Origin of the sequence: uncultured Campylobacter sp., assembly GCF_937973075.1 — a bacterium.
Lineage (GTDB): Bacteria > Campylobacterota > Campylobacteria > Campylobacterales > Campylobacteraceae > Campylobacter_B.
The window spans coordinates 1-19,313 of sequence record NZ_CALBWL010000033.1 but is presented as its reverse complement, the minus strand read 5'-3'; the positions used below and the strand labels follow the sequence as shown (position 1 = coordinate 19,313).

Here is a 19,313-nt window from a genome sequence, read left to right as displayed (position 1 = left end):
ATTTAATAATTTTTCAAATCCTAAAAATTAGGCTAAATTTTAAAATTTAGGTTATATTTTTAGCTAAATTTAAGATCGCTCGCTAAAATTCTGCGTTCGCAAGACGAAAATTAGCGAGCAAAAAATCCGCTTCCTTTACGCCGCCGATTTAAAATTTAACGCCTACGTACTTTCTATCTCTGTGCTCTCGCGTTTAATTTAGCCCTAAATTTCAAGCGAGGAATTCCGCCCTCATATCGGAGCGATTGAGCGGATTTTAATAAATTTGTCGGTAAAATCGCGCATCTATTTTAAAATTTAAGGCGGAAATATGGCAAAAGTATGGAAATTCGGCGATGATATCGACACCGACATTATTATCGCGGCGCGCTACCTAAATACCTCCGATGCGGCGGTGCTTGCGACGCACATTATGGAGGATGCGGACAAGGATTTTTCGTCCAAAATAGCTCGCGGCGATATCATCGTAGCGGGGAAAAATTTCGGCTGCGGCAGCTCGCGCGAGCACGCTCCGATGGCGCTTAAGGCTGCCGGAATTTCATGCGTGATCGCAAAAAACTTCGCTAGGATTTTTTATCGAAACAGCTTCAACACGGGTTTTTTGATCCTCGAATGCGACGAGACGGATAAGATCGCGCAGGGCGACGAGCTTAGCATTGATCTGAAGGGCGGCGTAATTAAAAATTTAACTCAAAAAACGCAGTATAAATTCGGCGCGATCCCCGAGTTTATGCAAAAGCTCCTCGACGCAGGCGGAGCGATAAATTATGCAAAAACAAAGATAAACTTGTAAGGAATTTGGATGAAAAAGTACGACGTATGCGTGATAAAAGGCGACGGAATCGGCCCTGAGATCATCGAAGAAGCGATCAAGGTACTGGATGCCGTAAGCCATAAATTTAATTTTGAGCTAAATTTTGACTACCGCTTGATGGGCGGCGCGGCGATCGATATTATGGGCGTTCCGCTTCCGGATGAGACGCTAAATACCGCTAAATCGAGCGATGCGGTGCTTTTCGGTGCGATCGGCGGCGCTAAATGGGACGGCCTGCCGCGTGAACTGCGCCCCGAAAGCGGACTGCTAAAAATTCGCAAAGAGCTTGGAGCGTTTGCAAATTTGCGTCCCGCGATAATTTTTGATGAGCTGATAAACGCTTCGACGCTAAAGCCGGAGATCATCAAGGGCGTCGATATAATGGTGGTGCGCGAGCTTACGGGCGGGATTTATTTCGGACAGCCGCGCGTTAAAAACGAAAAGGATGCGCTAAATACGATGTGCTACAACGCCGCCGAGATCGAGCGCGTGGCTAAGGTCGCGTTTGAGGCCGCGCTTTTGCGAAATAAAAAGATAACGCTCGTGGATAAAGCCAACGTGCTTGAAACAAGCCAGCTGTGGCGCGAGGTCGTAAGCGAGCTAGCCAAAAATTATGCGGGAATAAATTTGGAGTTTATGTACGTTGATAACGCCGCGATGCAGCTCGTGCGGGCGCCTGCGCAGTTCGACGTGATTTTGACGGAGAATTTGTTCGGCGATATTTTAAGCGACGAAGCGAGTATGATCTGCGGCTCGATCGGGCTGCTTCCGAGTGCGAGTATCGGCGGCAAGGTAGGCATCTATGAGCCGATCCACGGCAGCGCACCAGACATCGCGGGGCAGGGCATCGCAAACCCGATCGCTACGATCTTAAGTGCGGCTATGATGCTAAAATACGCATTCGGCGAAAATGAGGCCGCAGCGGCGATCGAAAGCGCCGTACGCGCCGTGCTTCGCGATGGATACCGCACCAAGGATATCGCGCAGTACGATGCCAAAGAAATTTGCTCGACCGCAGAGATCGGCTCGATCATCGCAGATTACGCGGCTAAGGCTTAGGAGCCAGCTTTGAATGGCGCACTAGCATACGCTATGGAGCTTGAGAAAAAAGGCGATATCTACGGCGCGATGCGGATTTGCCGCGGTATTTTATGCGATAATCCGCAAGATGGCGATGCGGCGGTGCTTTTTGCGCGGCTAAATTTAAATCACCGGGTAAGCTCTGGCGTTAATATGGCGATGTTAGAGCGATTTTTAAGCGTCGATGCGCGCAAACAAGCGGAATTTAAGAGGTGGCTAATTGATGTATGAAAATGAACTGGAAAATATCATCGAAGCAGTAAATGAGATGAAAGCACAAAAGCGCGCGCAAGATTTGGCGGCACAGCAAGAGGGGGCTGTGAATGCAAACAGTGCTGAAGCAGGATCGCAGACTTCGCAGGATGCTTTAAGCCCCGCTTCTTTTACGCCAGATCCCATTGCACCTGATGCCTTAAATTCTACATCTGCGCCGGATATCGCTTCATCAAACGCGCAAAATTTCACTTCCTTAGATACTAAAAATTCCACTTCGCGCTTTGTTCCATCGGACGATTTAAATTCTGCCCTAGATCGTTCAAATGCTCTGGCACGCAAGAACTCTGCACCTAGCGGCACGGAATTTACGGCGGACGCTACTTTAAAAAAATCTGCTGCAAAAGATGAAAATTTTACTTTTTCAGGCGAGGAGAATTTTAAAAACTCTGATCTTACAAGCAGTGAAAATTCCGTGGTTTCCGTCTCTTTAAATGGAGAAAATTTTATAAATTCCGCTTCTGCAAGTGGCAAAGATTCCGCAAATACTGCTTTTGCAAACGATGAAATTTTAAAAAGCTCCGCCGCAAAATTTGACGAAAGCTTTCGTGATTTATCGGGCATCGCAGGCGAAATTTACGATAGTTTAGGCAGCGATATGAATGGGTTTATTTCGCCGCAAAGCAGGGACACAAGCATACCGCGAAGCTCTGCCGAAAGTAAAGATTTTGAATTAGCACTAAATTCTACGGATGACGACTCCCAAAGTGAGCAAGATTTGACGCCTCGTATTTTAGGCGCGCATTTTAAGGAGCTAAGCAATGACGATTTTGGGCCTGGCTCTGATTTCAAAGAAAACGAAGCTGACGATTATTTCGGTACGGCGCATTCTAAAAAGCAGGATTTAGCGTCGCTTCAAGCTCAAAATTCCGTCGCGCTAAATATCCGCAATGCTGCCACGCGCCAGCAAAATTTCGTTTCGCAGCCGCAGAATTTTACGACGCCCGGGGTGCGAGACGATGAGCTCGCCACGCCGCAGCTTCGCAATTCTGCCGCACAGGATATGCAAGTGGGAAGCCTTGCCTCTTCTGGTGCTCAAAATTCCGCCACGTGCCAGCCCGAGGAAGCGCGACATCTCGGGGCCGCGAGACAAGCGGGCGATAAATCAAAATATCTCGCAAATGCAGATTTTAAAATTTCAAGCGAAGCGGAGTTTTTGAGCGCGATAAAAGAGCGAATTTTAGTGCTTTTTGAGGGGCTGAACGCTTTTGAGAATGGCGATTTGAACGCGCGCGTGGAGCTAAATTTAAAATTTATGGAATTTTTGCTTGCAAGTATCGAAAACCGACTTGAAAATCTACCAAAATAACGATTTCATCGCGCTTTTAGATTATCTTAAAAAATTTAGCTCGCGCATCTATCTGGTGGGCGGCTGCGTACGCGATCATTTTTTGGGGCGGGCTAGCGCTGATGTGGATGTGGAGCTTTATGATGTGGGTCCGCACCGTTTCGAGCAAATTATGCAGGACTTCGGCGCACAGGGCGTCGGCAAAAGCTACTTCGTCTATAAATACAAAAGCTTTGACATCTCGCTTCCGCGCACCGAGAGTAAGACAGGCATCGGACACAAGGGCTTCAGTGTCGCTTTGGCTACGGACGAACATGAGGCTAGTAGGCGGCGTGATTTTACAATCAATGCGATGATGATAAACGCTATAAGCGGTAAAGTTCTCGATTTTTACGGCGGGTGTGCGGATCTGCGCGCGAGGATTTTGCGAGTGGTTGATCCGCACACTTTCGTGGAGGATAGTTTGCGCGTATATCGCGCGGTGCAGTTTGCTGCGAGATTTGAGCTTCGCGCCGAGCCGCACACCTTAGAACTTATGCACGGCATCGACGTTAGCGATCTTAGTTGCGAGCGCGTTAAAGCAGAGCTGATTAAATTTTTTCGTGCACCTGCGCACCGATACGGAATGATGCTAATGCAAGAGCTGGGGCTTTATGAGCGGGTTTTTGGATTGCGGATTGATCCGCGCACGCACGAGCGACTGATAAAATTCATAGAGCACGGCGAATCTTTCGTGAGAAATGAAATGTTTTTTTTATATGCGTTTTTGAATTTTTTAGGATTAGATAAAGATAAAATTTTAAAGAATTTAGGGCTAAATTCTCTTTATAAAAGGCTACTTAGCGAGCCGTTTTTTAAGCGGGTAAGCGACGAGCGACTATGTAAAATCGCTCTAAAAATGCCGCTTAAGCAGTGGCTCGGGCTGTATTGTAAAGGTAGGGTGCAAGCATCAAAGCGGCTTGGGATTTGGGATAAGAAATTTAAAAGCTTGGTTTGCGCTGCGGATGTCGCTCGCAATCTGCGCGGCGCTGCGATCAGCAAGGAGATCGAGAGGCTGCAAGAAGCGGAGATTAGGGCGTTCGTAGCGGCTTTAAAAGCGTAAATTTAGAGAGATTTCTGTAAAATCGCCGTTTTATTTAGGAGCTAGTTTTATGAAAAAATTCTATCGTCGCGACGAAATTTACGCGTTTTGCAAGAATGCTGCGTCTTTGCAAAAATGCGCTTTTTGCTTTGATCGCAGGCGAAATCCCGTGATTTTTGCTGCGCGAAATTTTATCTTTTATGGCGAGCGAAATTTAAATTTTTACGGCGTAAGATTTCATAGCAAAAAGCTTAGCTCGGTAGGATTTCACGACGCAGAATTTTACCTATTAAAATTTCATCCGTCGTGCCGCCACACGGAGAAAATCCACGAGGCGAAGTTTTATGGATCGAGAGAATTTCGCAGATCGCATCGCTGCGGCGAGAAATTATACGAACCATACAGCAGCGAGGCGGAATTTCACGGCTCACATTACAGCGAGATGAAATTTTGCGGATTAGGACATCTTGGCGCAAAATCTCACAGCCTGCGTCGTATTAAACGCAAAATTTAGCGAGCCGTATCGCGCGTCCTGTGCTATGGGGGCAGTTCTCGCGCCGCACCGCAGAAAAACGCAAGAGCCGTATCGCTGTGAGAAAAAATCTGACGTACTGCAGCGTCGCAAAATCATGAACCTAAATTTTATTTCGCAGAATTTCAAAATACGGAATTTTGCCCATTCAAATTTACAAGGCTTTACTGCGCAAAATTCCAAGCCGCGTAATTTAGCTTTGCAAAATTCTAAATCTCAAAACTTTGCCTTGTGGAATTTTAAATCACAGAATTTCGCCCGTGCAAAATCGGCGGTTTTTGATGTTTAATATCGTGTTAGTATATCCGCAGATCCACACAAACACAGGCTCCATCGGGCGTATGTGCGTCAATGCGAGGTGCCCTTTGCATCTGATTAAGCCGCTAGGATTTGTTATCGACGATAAGCATCTGCGCCGCGCGGGGCTCGATTACTGGGCGAGCTTGGATCTTAAAATTTGGGAAAGTTGGGACGAGTTTATGGCGGCGAACGAGAAATTTAAGCAGCGCTTCTTTTTTGCGACGACGAAGACGAACAAGCTCTACTACGAGGCGAAATTCAAGCCGGGCGATTTTTTGATTTTCGGCTCGGAGGGGCACGGACTGCCGCTTGAGATCATGCGCACAAACCGCGAAAACTGCATCACGATCCCGATGAGCGGGGCGGGGCGCAGTTTAAATTTAGCCACCAGCGTGGGCATCGTAACCTACGAAGCGATCCGCCAAAACATCGATAAATTTGATTTTAGGAGCGCGGTTTGCGAGTTTTAGCGCTACTTTTTGCGATGTTTTTCTGCGGCGCGAGTGCGGCGGATCTGAAAATAGCATCGTTTAACGTACAGAATTTATTCGATGGCAAGGACGACGGCACGGAGTACGCGGATTTTGAGATTGGGCGCGGCTCATGGAGCGAGCAAAAATACGAGCGCAAGCTGCAAGAGATAGCGGACGAGATAAGCGCGCTTAATGCCGATATTTTGGGGCTGCAAGAGATCGAAAACGAAGCCGTGCTAAAAGCGCTTGCGCAGAAGGCGGGCTATAAATTCTACGCTTTTTCGCGCGCACAGACTGCACCTGCGGGCGTGGCGGTGATGTCGCGCATACCGATAAAATTTCAAAAAACCTACCGCCCGACAGAGCTTAAAACTAGAGATATTTTGCGCGCTGATTTTTCGCTTGGCGGCACTGATTTTAGCTTTTATGTCGTGCATATGCTCTCTGCACGCAATCCGCTAAGCGAGCGCAAGCGCAATTTCGCTTTTTTACGCGAGGTTTTGCAAGGGCACCAACGCGCTATCGTAGCGGGAGATTTTAATACGAATTTCGGGCGAAATTCTTTGCTAAACGAGCTTATCGAGCGCGACGGATTTAGTGATTTGTGGGCGCTACATCCCTGCTCGCAGTTAAAGCATTTTGGCTCTTGTGAATCTCATGAAAGCGGCGCAGTGCTAGATCATATCTTGCTTAGCGACGATTTTTTTAGTAGCGAGCCGGGATATAAAAAGGACAGCTTCGCGGTTGCTAAATCCTCTACCGCTTCCGATCATTTCCCGATTAGCTTCATTCTGACGAACGAAGGCGCTTTAAAATCTATGCCGAAAAAGCAAGAATTTTTAGCTAAAAATACCGCTAGCTCTGCAAAGACCGTCACGATAGAGGAGCTTTACGGGCGCATTATAAGCGAGCCGGTACTGATAAAAGGCGCAGTCGTGAGCTTTACAAACCGCCACGGCTTTGCGATTTCTCAAGATGGAAGCGGAGTTTTTGTCTATGGCGGCAGCGGGCTGCAGCTAGGCGATAAACTCGATCTGCTAGTAAAAAAGACGAAATTTTACAAACAAAGCTTTGAGATCGACGATTATGAGATCGTAGCTAGAAGCGGCAACGTAGGCTCTATCGCGCCATACGTTTTGCCTAGCGTATCAGTGCGGCAGCTGCGCGCAGGAGATGTGATAAGCACGATCAAAGGCGATGTTGAAGACGGCATAATTGATCTAAAAGGCGTGGGCGAGTTTAGAATTTTTCGCAAAAGCGCTCCTGTACAAAACGGCAAAAATTTAGAATTTGAAAACGCCTATTTTACGATTTATAAAGGGCAAAAGGAATTTATAGTAGAATGATACACGCCGTTATAACCGCACTTTTCGTGCTTTTTATGATATTTATGATCGTAGGATTTAACCGCGAAATGATGGAGAAAAACGAAAAACGAAATCAACGAAAAAAGGATAAAGATGGAACTACTCATTGAGATTGGGGTCGAGGAGCTGCCTGCGATCCCGTTTTTAAAAGAGCGTGCGAATATCGCGCCAAAATGGCGCGCGGTGCTTGAGGCTAACCGCATAAATAGCGACTTTCGCTTCGAATTTAGCCCGCGTAGATTTGTGCTATTTCACGAGGATTTTCCGCAACGTGGCGATGATGCGCAGATCGTAAACACAGGCGCACCAAAGTCCGTCGCGCTCAAAGACGGCGCGTGGAGCCCTGCAGCGCTAAGTTTTGCTAAAAAATGCGGCATAAGCGAAAGCGAGCTAGAATTTCGGCAGATAGGCGGCAAAGAGGTGCTCTACCACGCTGCGGTGCAAAAGGGGCGAGATAGCCGCGAAATTCTAGGCGAAATGATAGAGGAGTTTTTACGATCACTAAATTTTGGACGCGCGATGCGCTGGGGTAGCGGTGAGTTTGAGTTTATCCGTCCGATAAGAAGCATAGCCTGCGTTTTGGGCGGAGAAAACGTAGATTTTGAAATTTATGGCGTGCGAAGCGCAGCTGCATTTTTTCCGCACCGAAAATTTGGTTACGAAGCGATTAAATTTAAAGACGCCGCAGATTATTTTGCACTGCTGGAGCGTAACGGCGTAATTTTAAGCGAGCAAAAAAGAAAAGATAAAATTCTAAGCGAGTTTGCAAAGCTCGAGAAAAAGCATGGTTTTAAGATCGAGGTCGATCCTGCGTTGCTAGATGAAGTAACGGCGATCACCGAGTATCCGACGGCGCTGTTAGGCAGCTTTGAGCGAGATTTTTTAAGCGTGCCAAAAGAGGTCATCATAACTTCGATGAAGGAGAATCAGCGCTATTTCCCCGTTTTCGAGGGTAAAAACTTAAGCAATCATTTCGTTGTCGTTAGTAATGCGATTACCGATGATGACGAGCTGGTGATACGCGGTAATGAAAAAGTTTTACGCGCGCGCCTAAGCGATGCTATGTTTTTTTGGAAAAGCGATTTGCAAGCGGAATTTAGCCCTGAAAAACTTAAGCAAATTTCCTATATGCAAGCCCTTGGCTCGGTTTATGATAAGCAAGTGCGCGAGCTAGCCGTAGCAAGGGCACTGAGCGTAGATTATGCTACGCAGATTGAGGTGGAGATCGGCAAAAAGGATTTTGCGCAGGACATAGAAAATGCCGTAATGTTTAGCAAAGCAGATCTTAGCAGCACGATGGTGGGCGAATTTAGCGAGCTTCAAGGCATTATGGGTAGTTACTATGCCGCACACGCTGGACTGGCAGATCATGTATGCCGCGCGATACGCGAGCAATATCTGCCTAGCGGCGAGGATAGTGAGCTGCCAAGCGGTGTATTTAGTAGCGTAATCGCTGTGGCGATGAAATTTGAAACACTCCTGGGGCTTTTTAGCATCAATAAAGTTCCAAGCGGCAATAAAGATCCGTATGCGCTTCGCCGCGCAGCTACTGGGCTAATTAAAATTTTACTAAATCAAAGATTGAGCTTTGATGCGAATGCACTGGCACAAAAGCTGGCGCCAAATTATAAGAAATTTGACATTTCTAAGCTGCTGGATTTTATGAAAGATAGATTATATGGAATTTTTGACGAGATAAATCCGTCCGTGATCAAGGCGTGCATCGCAAGCGGCGAAAACGATCTATTACTACTAAGTAAGGCCATAAAGGCGCTAGGCGAGATCGCAGCAGCAGCGGATTTCGGGGAAAATTTCGCGACTTTTAAGCGCCTAGCCAATATCATCAAGGACGAAAAAATAGGCGCGGTGGACGAAAACCTATTCGAACACGACGCTGAGTGTGCGCTAAATGCGGCGTTCAGGGCGATTAAGCTCAACGAAAACGACGTGAGTGGGTATCTGCGCTCACTATTTGGGCTTAAAGGCGTGATTGATGATTTTTTTGATAACGTAATGATAAACGTCCAGGATGTCAAGATACGCGCAAATCGTATCGCAAATATCGGGCAAATTTATCGCGCGTTTTTACAATTTGCCGATATCAAAGAGATAGGATTTTAATTCCGCTTAGAGCTCATTTGCCCAAGGTTTGCACGAATCTTGGGCAGAATTTTACCGCGCAAAGGAGCGCAAATGCTAATCATCAACGCAAAATTACCAACTAAAAATCTAAAAATCTCAAAATCTCTCTCGCAGCTGATTCAGGGCTTTCTTTATCGCTATCTGCCTGCTTCAGAGCACGTAGGATACAGGCATGAATCAAGCGGTAAAATTTTTAAACGCACGGTGTTTGATTTTATCTTGCTAGGGGAGGACTTGCGCGTGCGATTTGCTTCATGTGAGCCGGAGTTTGAACGTAAAATCGCGCTAGCAGTGCTAAAAGACGGGCTAAGCTTGGGTGAAATTCTATTTACGCAAACTACCGTCGAAGCGAAAAATCATAAAATTTGTGAGAACGAAGCTATTGTGCAAGGCTACGTGGCGTGCGCAGTAAGCGGGCTTTTGGGGCATAAAGTCTATTTGCAGCCGCAAGATAGCAGGCATTTAGAGATGATGAAGACGAATATTTTACAGCGATTTGAGACGATTACGGGGCGAAAATATGATGGCGAAATGGAGTTAAATTTATTGTGGCAAAAGCCGGGTGAGTCTGTGAAATTCTATTATGGCAACAATCGCGAGCCGGTATATGCGTGGCAAGCAAGATGGAAAATTGTAGCTAATGCAGAACTAATCAATCTGATCCTTGGCACGGGTGCTGGAAGTGGGTGCATGAACTATGGAGTAGGGGTTTTGGAGGTTGTAAAGCAAGACCTTATTAAAGTACAAATTTCAAATCCTAAAAAGGATAATTGCTTGCTTTAAAATCGATTGTATAATAAAAATCTAAAAAAGGCAAATTATTTTTTTAAAATACAATAACTATTGACAATATAATTAAAATTTAGTTATAATTCACGTATATTTTAGAAAGGATAAATTTTGGGCGATATAGTTAAAATTTTTTCTAGTATCGGCGAAATTTATGATAAACAGAAAACCAAAATTAACAACAAGAGCTACGAATACGATGCTATTAAAATTTATCTTTGTGATATTAAAAGTAAAGAAATATCGGTAAATAACAATATTTCAAGAGACGATTTAATAGTTTGTAGATTTGGCATAGGCGCGAATTCTGGTAATTTGTTCCCTAATGTCCAATTCATTAGCAAAGCCGTAAAAGACGATACTCCTAAATTTATAAAAGGAATTTCAAAAGCCGTAAAAAATATGCTCTCTTGCTTCAATCCTGACGATATCAAAAATGATAAAATATTAACGGATTTATCTAGCTTAAACGAGAGCTTTTTTGATGATATTTTAAGTGAAATTACAACTCTACAAGAAGAGCCTAAGAAAAAAGGCATGAAAGTGGCTACTTTTTTTGCATTATCTTGGGAGAGTAGACCGATTTCAGCGTATTTCAAAAATATTTTTACGAGTCATTTAAGCGATAGCGATAATGGTAAAACTGCCAAAATTTATGGTTATGATATGCTTACAAATAGTATGGGTATCGGTGGAGATGCGAATTTAGCGTTTTGTTCCGTAAATGAGCTGCCGACTGCTTTACAAGACATTAAAGTTAGATTACTACCTCTAAATAGTGCTAATGCAAATTTGGTTAAAAACGGTTTTATGGCAATTGATAAGGAATTATCTTTTAATTTTTACGGGGATAAAATGGCGGTCTTACCAACGTTAATGGTAAATGATACAAATTTATTAGAAAAAATAGTGGAAATTTTAAAAGATCCGAGCGAAAAGAAAAAAGATCTGCAAGGCATACAAAATATCGAAGAAAGTATTAATTACGAGTTGGAATCCGTAGCTAAAGCGCAAGCAAATATGCCCGTGCTAAATACAATTTTATTTTATAAAAAAAGCAATGCTGCGGTTAATGTATTATTGCAAATAGATGATGTATTGCCGTCTTATATTTCTAAAATTTCCGATTTAATGGGTAGATATAACATTAGGGCGATTAGGCGAAAAGATAGTAAAGATCAACAAGACGATACTATTTACATGCAAAATTTATTTCTTAAAAACATCGACATTATGAATTTTTTATTATCGCAAAACAGGATGAATTTAGATGATATGATGGAAAAATATGCTGCTTTGATTTATAAAGGCAATATTAACTCTAGTTATGCGTCAAAAATAGAGTGGGGATTTTATTTTAATTGCGTTAAGACATATCAAAATAGAAGTATAAAAAGTATCGAAAAATATCAAAATTTCTTTAATGAAATAGGTGCTTTAAATGAAAAAATATCATTTGCAAGGGAGGTTAATTTGCAAGGCTTAAGCGATAAAAAAGAGCTAATAAGCTCGATTTTGAAAAATAGCGAATTTCTAAAAGATAATGAAGTATTGCAGAGTGCATATTTGCTAGGAATGATGTCTGCAGGGTTGATAAATCGCCAATTTGCTATTAGCAAAAATAGTTCATTCGAAAAATGGCTGAATAATGCCGGAGTAATTACGAAAGAGCTTTTAGAATGGATTTGGATCAAGTGCGATGAAACTAACAAAAAACTCTCCAATGTATCGCGAGGAAAAAGAAGTGCTAATATAGAAATCATGCGCGATATTTTGATTGGAATTTTACCAAGTGCGTTTTTATCTCAAAAGCGGGTTAAGAGCGCTTATGTAACGCTAGCTTTTGCTATGGGCGGAAGTGATTTTACGAAATATATTAAAGATAACACTCAAGGAGACGAGTAATGAAAAAGAAGGAAATTCTATTTCTTTGGGACGGCGAAAATTTTAATCCAAACGGCGATATGCTAAGAGATAATGCTCCTAGGATAGACGATGAGACGGGTATAGCAGAAGTCACTGATGTGCGTATAAAGCGAACAATTAGAGATGAAATTATGAAAAAAGACGAAAGTGCGATTTTCATTAAAGAGTATAAAAGAGATGAAAATATCTTAGATTGCAAAAGCGCAATACGTGAAGTAATTAATGTAAGGCAAGAAAAAATCGAGATTGAAAAAGAAATTTTATCTAAATTTATCGATATTCGCGCATTTGGTGGAGTTTTGCCGATATCGGATAAAGACGAGATGAAAAAAGAAGGCATAAAAACGGCAGGAATTCAATTTGTTGGACCCATTCAGTTTAGAATGAGCAGATCGCTTCATAGAGTTGCGGTAGAGCATATAAAAGGCACCGGCGCGTTTGCAAGCGGTAGCGATAAGGCGAATAAAACGTTTAGGGAAGAAGATTTTTTAAATTATGCAATGTTTGCAACTTACGGAATAGTGGATAATCATAGTGCAAAGATTACGAATTTGAGCGAAGATGATGTGAAAGTGATTTTAAGCGCGCTCTGGAGTGGGACTAAAAATTTAATTACTCGCACGAAAATGGGTCAAATGCCTAGATTTATGCTAGTAATTACGTATAAAAATGATACTTTTGCTGGAGATTTAAATAACTGTATAGCTATAAATAGTAGCAAAGAAGACGTAGAGATAAGAAGTATAAATGATTTTACGATTGATTTTTCTAGATTAAAAGCTAAACTTACCAGATATGCGCAAGAGATCGAAAAAATAGAGTATATGAGCGATTTTGACTTCGAGCAAAATAACAGATCACAATTTGATAGTAGTTGGATAAAAATAGGATTTTAAATGGATATAATAGCTTTTGAGCTATCGGGAGATTATGCGCATTTTTCTCATCCGGCTACTATCTACTCGTCTCTTACATATCCGGTGCCGCCAAAGACTGCCGTAATGGGGTTTTTGGGGGCGATTATAGGTGAAATGAATTATTTTAAATTTAACGATATAGGTTATAGCGTTATTTTAAGTTCGCAATTTCGCAAAAAAACTATGATTTTTAACGGTATAAAATTTGCTCTATCGTCAAGTATGCATATCGAACAAGGCTACCAAGATTCTAGCGAGAAAAAGCAGTTTTATAAAGAGCTAATAAAAGATCCTAGATATGTCATATTCGTTGATTTAAGTGCTTTAAACGCTTCTTATAAAGAAAATATAATCGACAGCTTAAAAGCTCATAGATGTGTCTTTACGCCATATTTAGGTATAAATTTTTGTATAGCGGATTTTAAATATATCGAGATAAAAAATTGTGAATTGGTGCATGAAAAGGAAAGTTTTATAGATACGTTCGTTTTAATGGACGATTTTATATTTGATGCACAAAGCTTTGATATCAGACTTACTACGGCTCGAATGGCTTGCGGATGCGAGGGTAGAATTTTTAAGGATTTTAAAGATTTCGTTATCAAGCTAAGCGGCAATAGTCAAATCAAAGCAAAGAATAGAGGAAATATTTATCAAATAAATGACTACAAGGTCTACTTTGCAAAGTGAGCTGCTATCACATCCTAACAAACCACTAATAAAGCATATAACAAATATGCTTGCTGAAGCGGATAGTAGGCTTTTACAATGCATTAAAATTTATCACGATATAGCTAAGCTAAAAACTAATTTTCAAATTTATATCAAAAATCCTACCGAAAAAATTGCAGATAAAAATCATGCTTTATTATCCGCCTACATATTTTTAATAAATTCAGAATTTAATGAGCTAGATACGGCTTTTGGGTTTTTATCCATCGTATCACACCATGGAAATGTAGAAAATTTTTGTGAGCTTACAACGCAAAATAAAAATTTCGGTAAATATTTTGAGGGCTCGAAAGAGCTAGGCTTTTGGGATGAAGTCTTAGATAAAGCTTTAGGTTTAGAAATTTACAAAGATATTAAAAGGGATAAAAATGAGCTTTTAATTAAAGCTAAACATTTAAGAGAATATTTCAAATTTGCGAAAAAGAAGTTTGATTACGATGACTTTTTAAATTTCAAAGACATATTTTCGTCGCTTATTTATAGTGATAAATATGAAGCTATTTTTAATCAAAGAATTCCTGTTTCTAAACCGGCGAATTCTAATACGATCGAAAAATATATCAAAGCTCTGGAAAATCGTAAGCCAAACGCAAAAAGAAGTGAGTTTAGAAAATTCGTTTTAAATAATTTCGATGTAGATCATAATCTTTTTACTTTAACCGCGCCTACTGGCTACGGCAAGACTTTGACTGCGCTAAATTTTGCCGCTAAATTTAATAAAGAACGTATTATTTACGTGCTGCCGTTTACGGCTATCATAGATCAAGTTTATAATGAGATAAAAGAGATTTTTAAAGACGATAAAAATATATTAATTCATAAAATTCATCACAAAACTACGATAGATGAAAGTACCCCGCAAGATCGCTATTCTAAAGTTAAATTTTTGATGGATTCCTTTAGCGGAGATATTAACGTAACTACGCTATATCAATTTATATTTGCACTCTTTGGAAACAAAAATAAAGATAGCGTAAAATTTAACCGATTAAAAAATAGTGTAATAATAATCGATGAGGCGCAGGCGGTACCGTATAAGTTTAGGGCGGATTTTATGAAACTTTGCGAGATGTTGGCGGAAAGATTTGGCTGCATTTTTATCTTTATGTCTGCTACGATGCCTATTGTTGATACGACTAAATTTAAAGAAATTTCAAATTTAGATTATTTCAAAGACCAAAATAGATACGTTTTGAAGTGGTTTGATGGTGACGAGAGTGCTTTAAAAGACAAGATTAAACAGTTGGCAAAAAGCAAAAATACACTAGTCGTCGTAAATACCATTAAAAAAGCGCAAGAGCTATTTTTGGAATTTTACGATGAATTTAAAGTTTTTTGCCTAAACGGATATATGTGCGACGATCACAAACGAAAAAATATCAAAAATATAAAAGACGCGATTGCTAAAAATAAAAGTGGGCGCGGTGATCCGATCTTGCTAATTTCTACACAGTCTATCGAAGCTGGCGTGGATTTGGATTTTGATGTCGGATTTAGAGAGATAGCGCCCATTAGCTCGATTATCCAAACTGCCGGTCGCATAAATAGAAATTTCGCAGCCCTGGGAGAATTATACGTATTTAACGATATTTGCGACTATTCCGATCTCATTTACGGTGATTTAAAACGCATTAGCGATACTATTTTGGTAAAAATTCTAAAGCAAAGAGATATCATCGAAAGCGAAATTTTAGATATTTCCACTAGGTATTTCAGCGCCATAAAGCAAAGCTTAGAGAGCTTATTTTTGGCGGAGCAGATGCAAGAGCTAGGATTTTACGATATAAACGAAAAGATTAGCGAGGCGATGGACGATAGGCTCAAAATTTTAGTAATAATTGAGCCAAAAGAAGATTATATTAAAGAATTTCAAAATAAAATTTTTGAAATCAATAGGCTTGATATGGACAAATTTAATAAGAAAGATATATTTACGAATACTATTAAGAAAATTAATAGATTTGGTGTAAATATCACAGAATTTGATGCAAAGCGTTTAAATATAAAGCGTATTGATGGGCTAAAAGATGTCTATTATTTACCATTCGGCGATACTTCGTACAATAATAATTTCGGGATTAAAAAGGATGCCGCCTTAAATCTCAAGAATGAGTTTTTCGACTAATGTTTTGCAAGGACCAAATCACCGGCACGCTTGTGAATTATTACGTCACCTGCAAGCGCGAGGCATGGCTTTACGCGTACCATATCCACGCCGATCAGGAGGATGAAAACGTGCTGATGGGCAAGGCGCTAGCGGAGATCAAAGAGAGCGATTTGCAGGATTTCGCATTTTCAAATTTGAAATTTGATAAGCTTTCCAAGCAGCGCGGACATTATCTCATCACCGAATATAAAAAGAGCCTAAAAAATCCAGAAGCAGGCAAGATGCAGTTACTTTTTTATATCTATCTTTTAAAAACGGGGCTAAATTTAAAAGAGGTAAAAGGCAAATTAATTAGCGGTAAAACCGTCATAGCCATTGAGGATAACGCCGAAAATTTTACTAAAATCGAAACAATTTTAAACGGCATTACCGCCCTTGTGAACGAGCCAAAGCCGCCTAAATTTAGCCCGCAAAAGATTTGCGAGAGTTGCGCTTATCGTGATTATTGCATTTAGGAGACAGAATGTACGCTATTTTATTTTACGATATTTCAAGCAGCGACGAAAAGGAGAAAAATAACGCCGCGCACGTCCGAAAGGCGGTCGAGAAGTTTCTGCCTCGCGTGCAATTCAGCGTTTTTGAGGGTGAAATCAGAGCGAGCGATCTTAAAAAATTAATGGCGATTTTGCAAAAAGAATGCGCCAGCAAGCTTGATTCGGTAGTAATTTATACTTTTAATTCGCTCAAATATTCACAGCGCCTAGTCATCGGACGCGATAAAAACGAAGCAATTTTCAGCTAAAATTTAAGGATAAAGATGCAAAAATCGGATCGCACGCATTTTATTTTGAGCCCCGGCCGATTGCGCCGCAAAGATAATAATCTATATTTCGATAAATTTAACGACGAGGGCGGAATTTTAACTAGTAAAATTTTGCCGATTAACGCAATTGATGAAATTTATATTTTGGCGCGAGTAGAGCTTGATACTTATGCTATGGCGTTTTTGGCTGATAATAACATTTTGCTTCATATTTTTAGCGCCTATCAGAGCTTTCGCGGCAGTTTTTTCCCGAATACTTCAAATTCTGTAAACAAAAGCGGTTTTGTACTTTTGGCGCAGCTGCGGGCTTTTGATGATCTTTCTAAGCGCCTTTTTATCGCTCGCGAGATTACTCGCGTTCGCATCTTAAATGCAGCCATTAATTGTAAGGCTTATGGCGTCTCGCTCGATACTGCGCCGCATCTGGATGCCCTAGCGCGCGTCTGCGACATAGCAGCGGTAATGGCAGTGGAAGGCGGCTTTGCCAAGCAGTATTTCGCGGCCTGGAACGAAATCATCGAGGATCAGCGCAGTTTTAAATTTACGACGCGCTCCAAACGCCCGCCGGCAGATAAAATTAATGCCCTCATTAGCTATGTAAATACGCGTATTTATAACGTCTGCCTCAGCGAAATTTACAAAACTGAGCTTGATCCGCGCATCGGCTTTTTACACGAGCCAAACTACCGTGCGCTAAGTCTGCATCTAGATCTTGCAGAGATTTTTAAGCCTATTTTAGGCGATAGATTAATTTTCGGAATGTTAAACAAACGCGAGATTACGGCAAAAGATTTTGAAACGGACGCGGGGCGTATTCGATTCGGTAAAGAAGCGGTGCAAAAAATCGAGCTAAAAATGATTGAGAAACTATCATCTTGCGCGAACGTAGCGGGACAGAACCTAACCTGGCGTCAAATCATCCGTCGCGAGGCCAATCAGATTAAAAAATACGTCTGTGAAGGCGTGCCTTACGAGGGGCTGGTATGGCGGTAGGCTGGGGTTTTAAGCTCATTCGTGCTTTTGAAATTTTGACTAGAATCACTTGCGCCTATAGATTGTGCCCTCTTAAGATGCATGTGCTTTTGAAATAAATTTGATCTGAAGCACGGAATGGCGAACGAATTGGCTTTAAAAACGCATATGCTTTTAAAATTTCAGCTTTTTTTGCTGTTCATACTTCGATTTTTTGAATATCTTATATTGAGATTTTAACATTTGCACTCACGATACATATAGATAGCGATAAAGTTGCTTTTAAGATTCTGAAATGCCTAATTTTGGGCATTGAGCAATCGGCGCTTTTTTAAATTTAGTCCATTTTAAGGCATAAAAATATATACTCCTAACACTTTCTACCTAGAAAAATGGCAAAATTCGTACTGTAGAATTCCATCCCGTTGGGAATTGAAACGTAATTATAGCAAGCATAATTTTTATAGCAACGAAGTAGAATTCCATCCCGTTGGGAATTGAAACTTTTTCAAAATTTTCTAAAAATTCAGGACGATCCTGTAGAATTCCATCCCGTTGGGAATTGAAACTTTGATAATTCTAATAAAATAATTACCGATAATTTGGTAGAATTCCATCCCGTTGGGAATTGAAACCCATCTGCAAAAGTTACGTCAGCCATAGCTTGCGGTAGAATTCCATCCCGTTGGGAATTGAAACGTAAAGGAATTAGGGAAATCGGAACAGCAGCGGCAGTAGAATTCCATCCCGTTGGGAATTGAAACACCCTTTTCCCATCTCTAAATTTTTCCCGAAGTAGCGTAGAATTCCATCCCGTTGGGAATTGAAACATGATAGGCTTGATGCTGTAGCTAGCAAGCTTGGGTAGAATTCCATCCCGTTGGGAATTGAAACCGAACTTACAAAGGCTATCGCAAAAAGCGGTGCTAGTAGAATTCCATCCCGTTGGGAATTGAAACTAGTGCGGGCGGAAAAGGAATTGAAAACCATAAGTAGAATTCCATCCCGTTGGGAATTGAAACGTAAGCTCAATAAGACTAAATTTGCCACCAACCTTGTAGAATTCCATCCCGTTGGGAATTGAAACTCATCAATCTCATAACACTCATGAAAATTGTTTTGGTAGAATTCCATCCCGTTGGGAATTGAAACCCGGTATTCGCGCCGCTAGTCTTTGTGGGCATTTATGTAGAATTCCATCCCGTTGGGAATTGAAACTTCATTTAAAATTTTAGGCAATTATATCAAAATAAGCGTAGAATTCCATCCCGTTGGGAATTGAAACTTCTGCAACATATCGCAAGAAAAGAGGGCATAGAGCGTAGAATTCCATCCCGTTGGGAATTGAAACGGGTGTCCGCGCTAAGATAAAACGGGCGAATGGCGTAGAATTCCATCCCGTTGGGAATTGAAACCAAAGAATACGAACAATAAGCTCTTGTTCTTTTAGTAGAATTCCATCCCGTTGGGAATTGAAACCCTTTGAATGAGCGAACGTTAAATTTAGGCGGGGAACGTAGAATTCCATCCCGTTGGGAATTGAAACATAACTGGGAAAAAGAAAAACCCGAGCTAATAAGGTAGAATTCCATCCCGTTGGGAATTGAAACATCATTTCCCATCTCTAAATTTTTCCCGAAGTAGGTAGAATTCCATCCCGTTGGGAATTGAAACATCATTTCCCATCTCTAAATTTT

The 19,313-nt window shown here is 41.3% G+C and carries 18 protein-coding genes and 1 CRISPR repeat array; all 18 genes read left to right on the top strand.

What is annotated here, in order from left to right; genetic code table 11:
- Positions 1-310 precede the first annotated feature (310 nt).
- The 18 genes from Q0274_RS04225 (at position 311) to cas1 (ending at position 17,637) form a co-directional block, all read left to right on the top strand.
- Positions 311-793 (top strand): 3-isopropylmalate dehydratase small subunit, encoded by a 483-nt coding sequence (locus Q0274_RS04225; protein ID WP_297880232.1) that lies wholly within the window; start codon positions 311-313, stop codon positions 791-793.
- A 9-nt stretch (positions 794-802) separates the two neighbouring features.
- Positions 803-1,873: a 3-isopropylmalate dehydrogenase gene (gene leuB, locus Q0274_RS04220; protein ID WP_298027936.1), complete on the top strand. Its 1,071-nt coding sequence runs from the start codon at positions 803-805 to the stop codon at positions 1,871-1,873.
- Positions 1,874-1,882: 9 nt separating this feature from the next.
- Entirely contained in the window at positions 1,883-2,125 is a 243-nt protein-coding gene (locus Q0274_RS04215) for a hypothetical protein (protein WP_298027935.1), read from the top strand.
- Complete coding sequence (locus Q0274_RS04210; protein ID WP_298027933.1) at positions 2,118-3,476, top strand: hypothetical protein; 1,359 nt, start codon at positions 2,118-2,120, stop codon at positions 3,474-3,476. Before Q0274_RS04215 ends, Q0274_RS04210 begins: the two co-directional genes overlap by 8 nt.
- Entirely contained in the window at positions 3,436-4,557 is a 1,122-nt protein-coding gene (locus Q0274_RS04205) for a CCA tRNA nucleotidyltransferase (protein ID WP_298027932.1), read from the top strand. Before Q0274_RS04210 ends, Q0274_RS04205 begins: the two co-directional genes overlap by 41 nt.
- Before the next feature lie 49 nt (positions 4,558-4,606).
- Positions 4,607-5,050, top strand: a complete 444-nt coding sequence (locus Q0274_RS04200; RefSeq protein ID WP_298027931.1) for a hypothetical protein — start codon at positions 4,607-4,609, stop codon at positions 5,048-5,050.
- Positions 5,051-5,349: 299 nt separating this feature from the next.
- Positions 5,350-5,838, top strand: coding sequence for a tRNA (cytidine(34)-2'-O)-methyltransferase (locus Q0274_RS04195; RefSeq protein ID WP_298027943.1), 489 nt, complete (start codon positions 5,350-5,352; stop codon positions 5,836-5,838).
- The gene (locus tag Q0274_RS04190; RefSeq protein ID WP_298027930.1) at positions 5,826-7,187 is read left to right on the top strand and encodes an endonuclease/exonuclease/phosphatase family protein; all 1,362 of its coding nucleotides are present in this window, start codon (positions 5,826-5,828) and stop codon (positions 7,185-7,187) included. Before Q0274_RS04195 ends, Q0274_RS04190 begins: the two co-directional genes overlap by 13 nt.
- A complete protein-coding gene (locus Q0274_RS04185) occupies positions 7,184-7,318 on the top strand; it encodes a hypothetical protein (RefSeq protein WP_291937682.1) in 135 nt (44 codons plus the stop codon). Before Q0274_RS04190 ends, Q0274_RS04185 begins: the two co-directional genes overlap by 4 nt.
- Positions 7,302-9,329 carry a glycine--tRNA ligase subunit beta gene (glyS, locus tag Q0274_RS04180; RefSeq protein WP_298027929.1) on the top strand — a complete coding sequence of 676 codons (2,028 nt, stop codon included), beginning with the start codon at positions 7,302-7,304 and terminating at the stop codon, positions 9,327-9,329. Before Q0274_RS04185 ends, glyS begins: the two co-directional genes overlap by 17 nt.
- A gap of 72 nt (positions 9,330-9,401) precedes the next feature.
- Positions 9,402-10,133, top strand: a complete 732-nt coding sequence (locus Q0274_RS04175) for a CRISPR-associated endoribonuclease Cas6 (RefSeq protein ID WP_298027927.1) — start codon at positions 9,402-9,404, stop codon at positions 10,131-10,133.
- A gap of 117 nt (positions 10,134-10,250) precedes the next feature.
- Positions 10,251-12,044 carry a TM1802 family CRISPR-associated protein gene (locus Q0274_RS04170; protein WP_298027926.1) on the top strand — a complete coding sequence of 598 codons (1,794 nt, stop codon included), beginning with the start codon at positions 10,251-10,253 and terminating at the stop codon, positions 12,042-12,044.
- Complete coding sequence (cas7b, locus tag Q0274_RS04165) at positions 12,044-12,961, top strand: type I-B CRISPR-associated protein Cas7/Csh2 (protein WP_298027924.1); 918 nt, start codon at positions 12,044-12,046, stop codon at positions 12,959-12,961. The genes Q0274_RS04170 and cas7b overlap by 1 nt, the downstream gene beginning before the upstream one ends.
- Positions 12,962-13,672, top strand: a complete 711-nt coding sequence (gene cas5 / locus Q0274_RS04160) for a CRISPR-associated protein Cas5 (RefSeq protein WP_298027922.1) — start codon at positions 12,962-12,964, stop codon at positions 13,670-13,672.
- A gap of 46 nt (positions 13,673-13,718) precedes the next feature.
- The gene (gene cas3, locus Q0274_RS04155) at positions 13,719-15,839 is read left to right on the top strand and encodes a CRISPR-associated helicase Cas3' (RefSeq protein WP_298027921.1); all 2,121 of its coding nucleotides are present in this window, start codon (positions 13,719-13,721) and stop codon (positions 15,837-15,839) included.
- Positions 15,839-16,336 (top strand): Dna2/Cas4 domain-containing protein, encoded by a 498-nt coding sequence (locus Q0274_RS04150; protein WP_298027920.1) that lies wholly within the window; start codon positions 15,839-15,841, stop codon positions 16,334-16,336. The genes cas3 and Q0274_RS04150 overlap by 1 nt, the downstream gene beginning before the upstream one ends.
- 8 nt (positions 16,337-16,344) lie before the next feature.
- The gene (cas2, locus tag Q0274_RS04145; RefSeq protein ID WP_298027918.1) at positions 16,345-16,623 is read left to right on the top strand and encodes a CRISPR-associated endonuclease Cas2; all 279 of its coding nucleotides are present in this window, start codon (positions 16,345-16,347) and stop codon (positions 16,621-16,623) included.
- Positions 16,624-16,638: 15 nt separating this feature from the next.
- Positions 16,639-17,637, top strand: a complete 999-nt coding sequence (cas1, locus tag Q0274_RS04140; RefSeq protein ID WP_298027916.1) for a CRISPR-associated endonuclease Cas1 — start codon at positions 16,639-16,641, stop codon at positions 17,635-17,637.
- A 388-nt stretch (positions 17,638-18,025) separates the two neighbouring features.
- Positions 18,026-19,290: direct repeats of the CRISPR family, unit length 30 nt; unit sequence GTAGAATTCCATCCCGTTGGGAATTGAAAC.
- Positions 19,291-19,313: the final 23 nt, after the last annotated feature.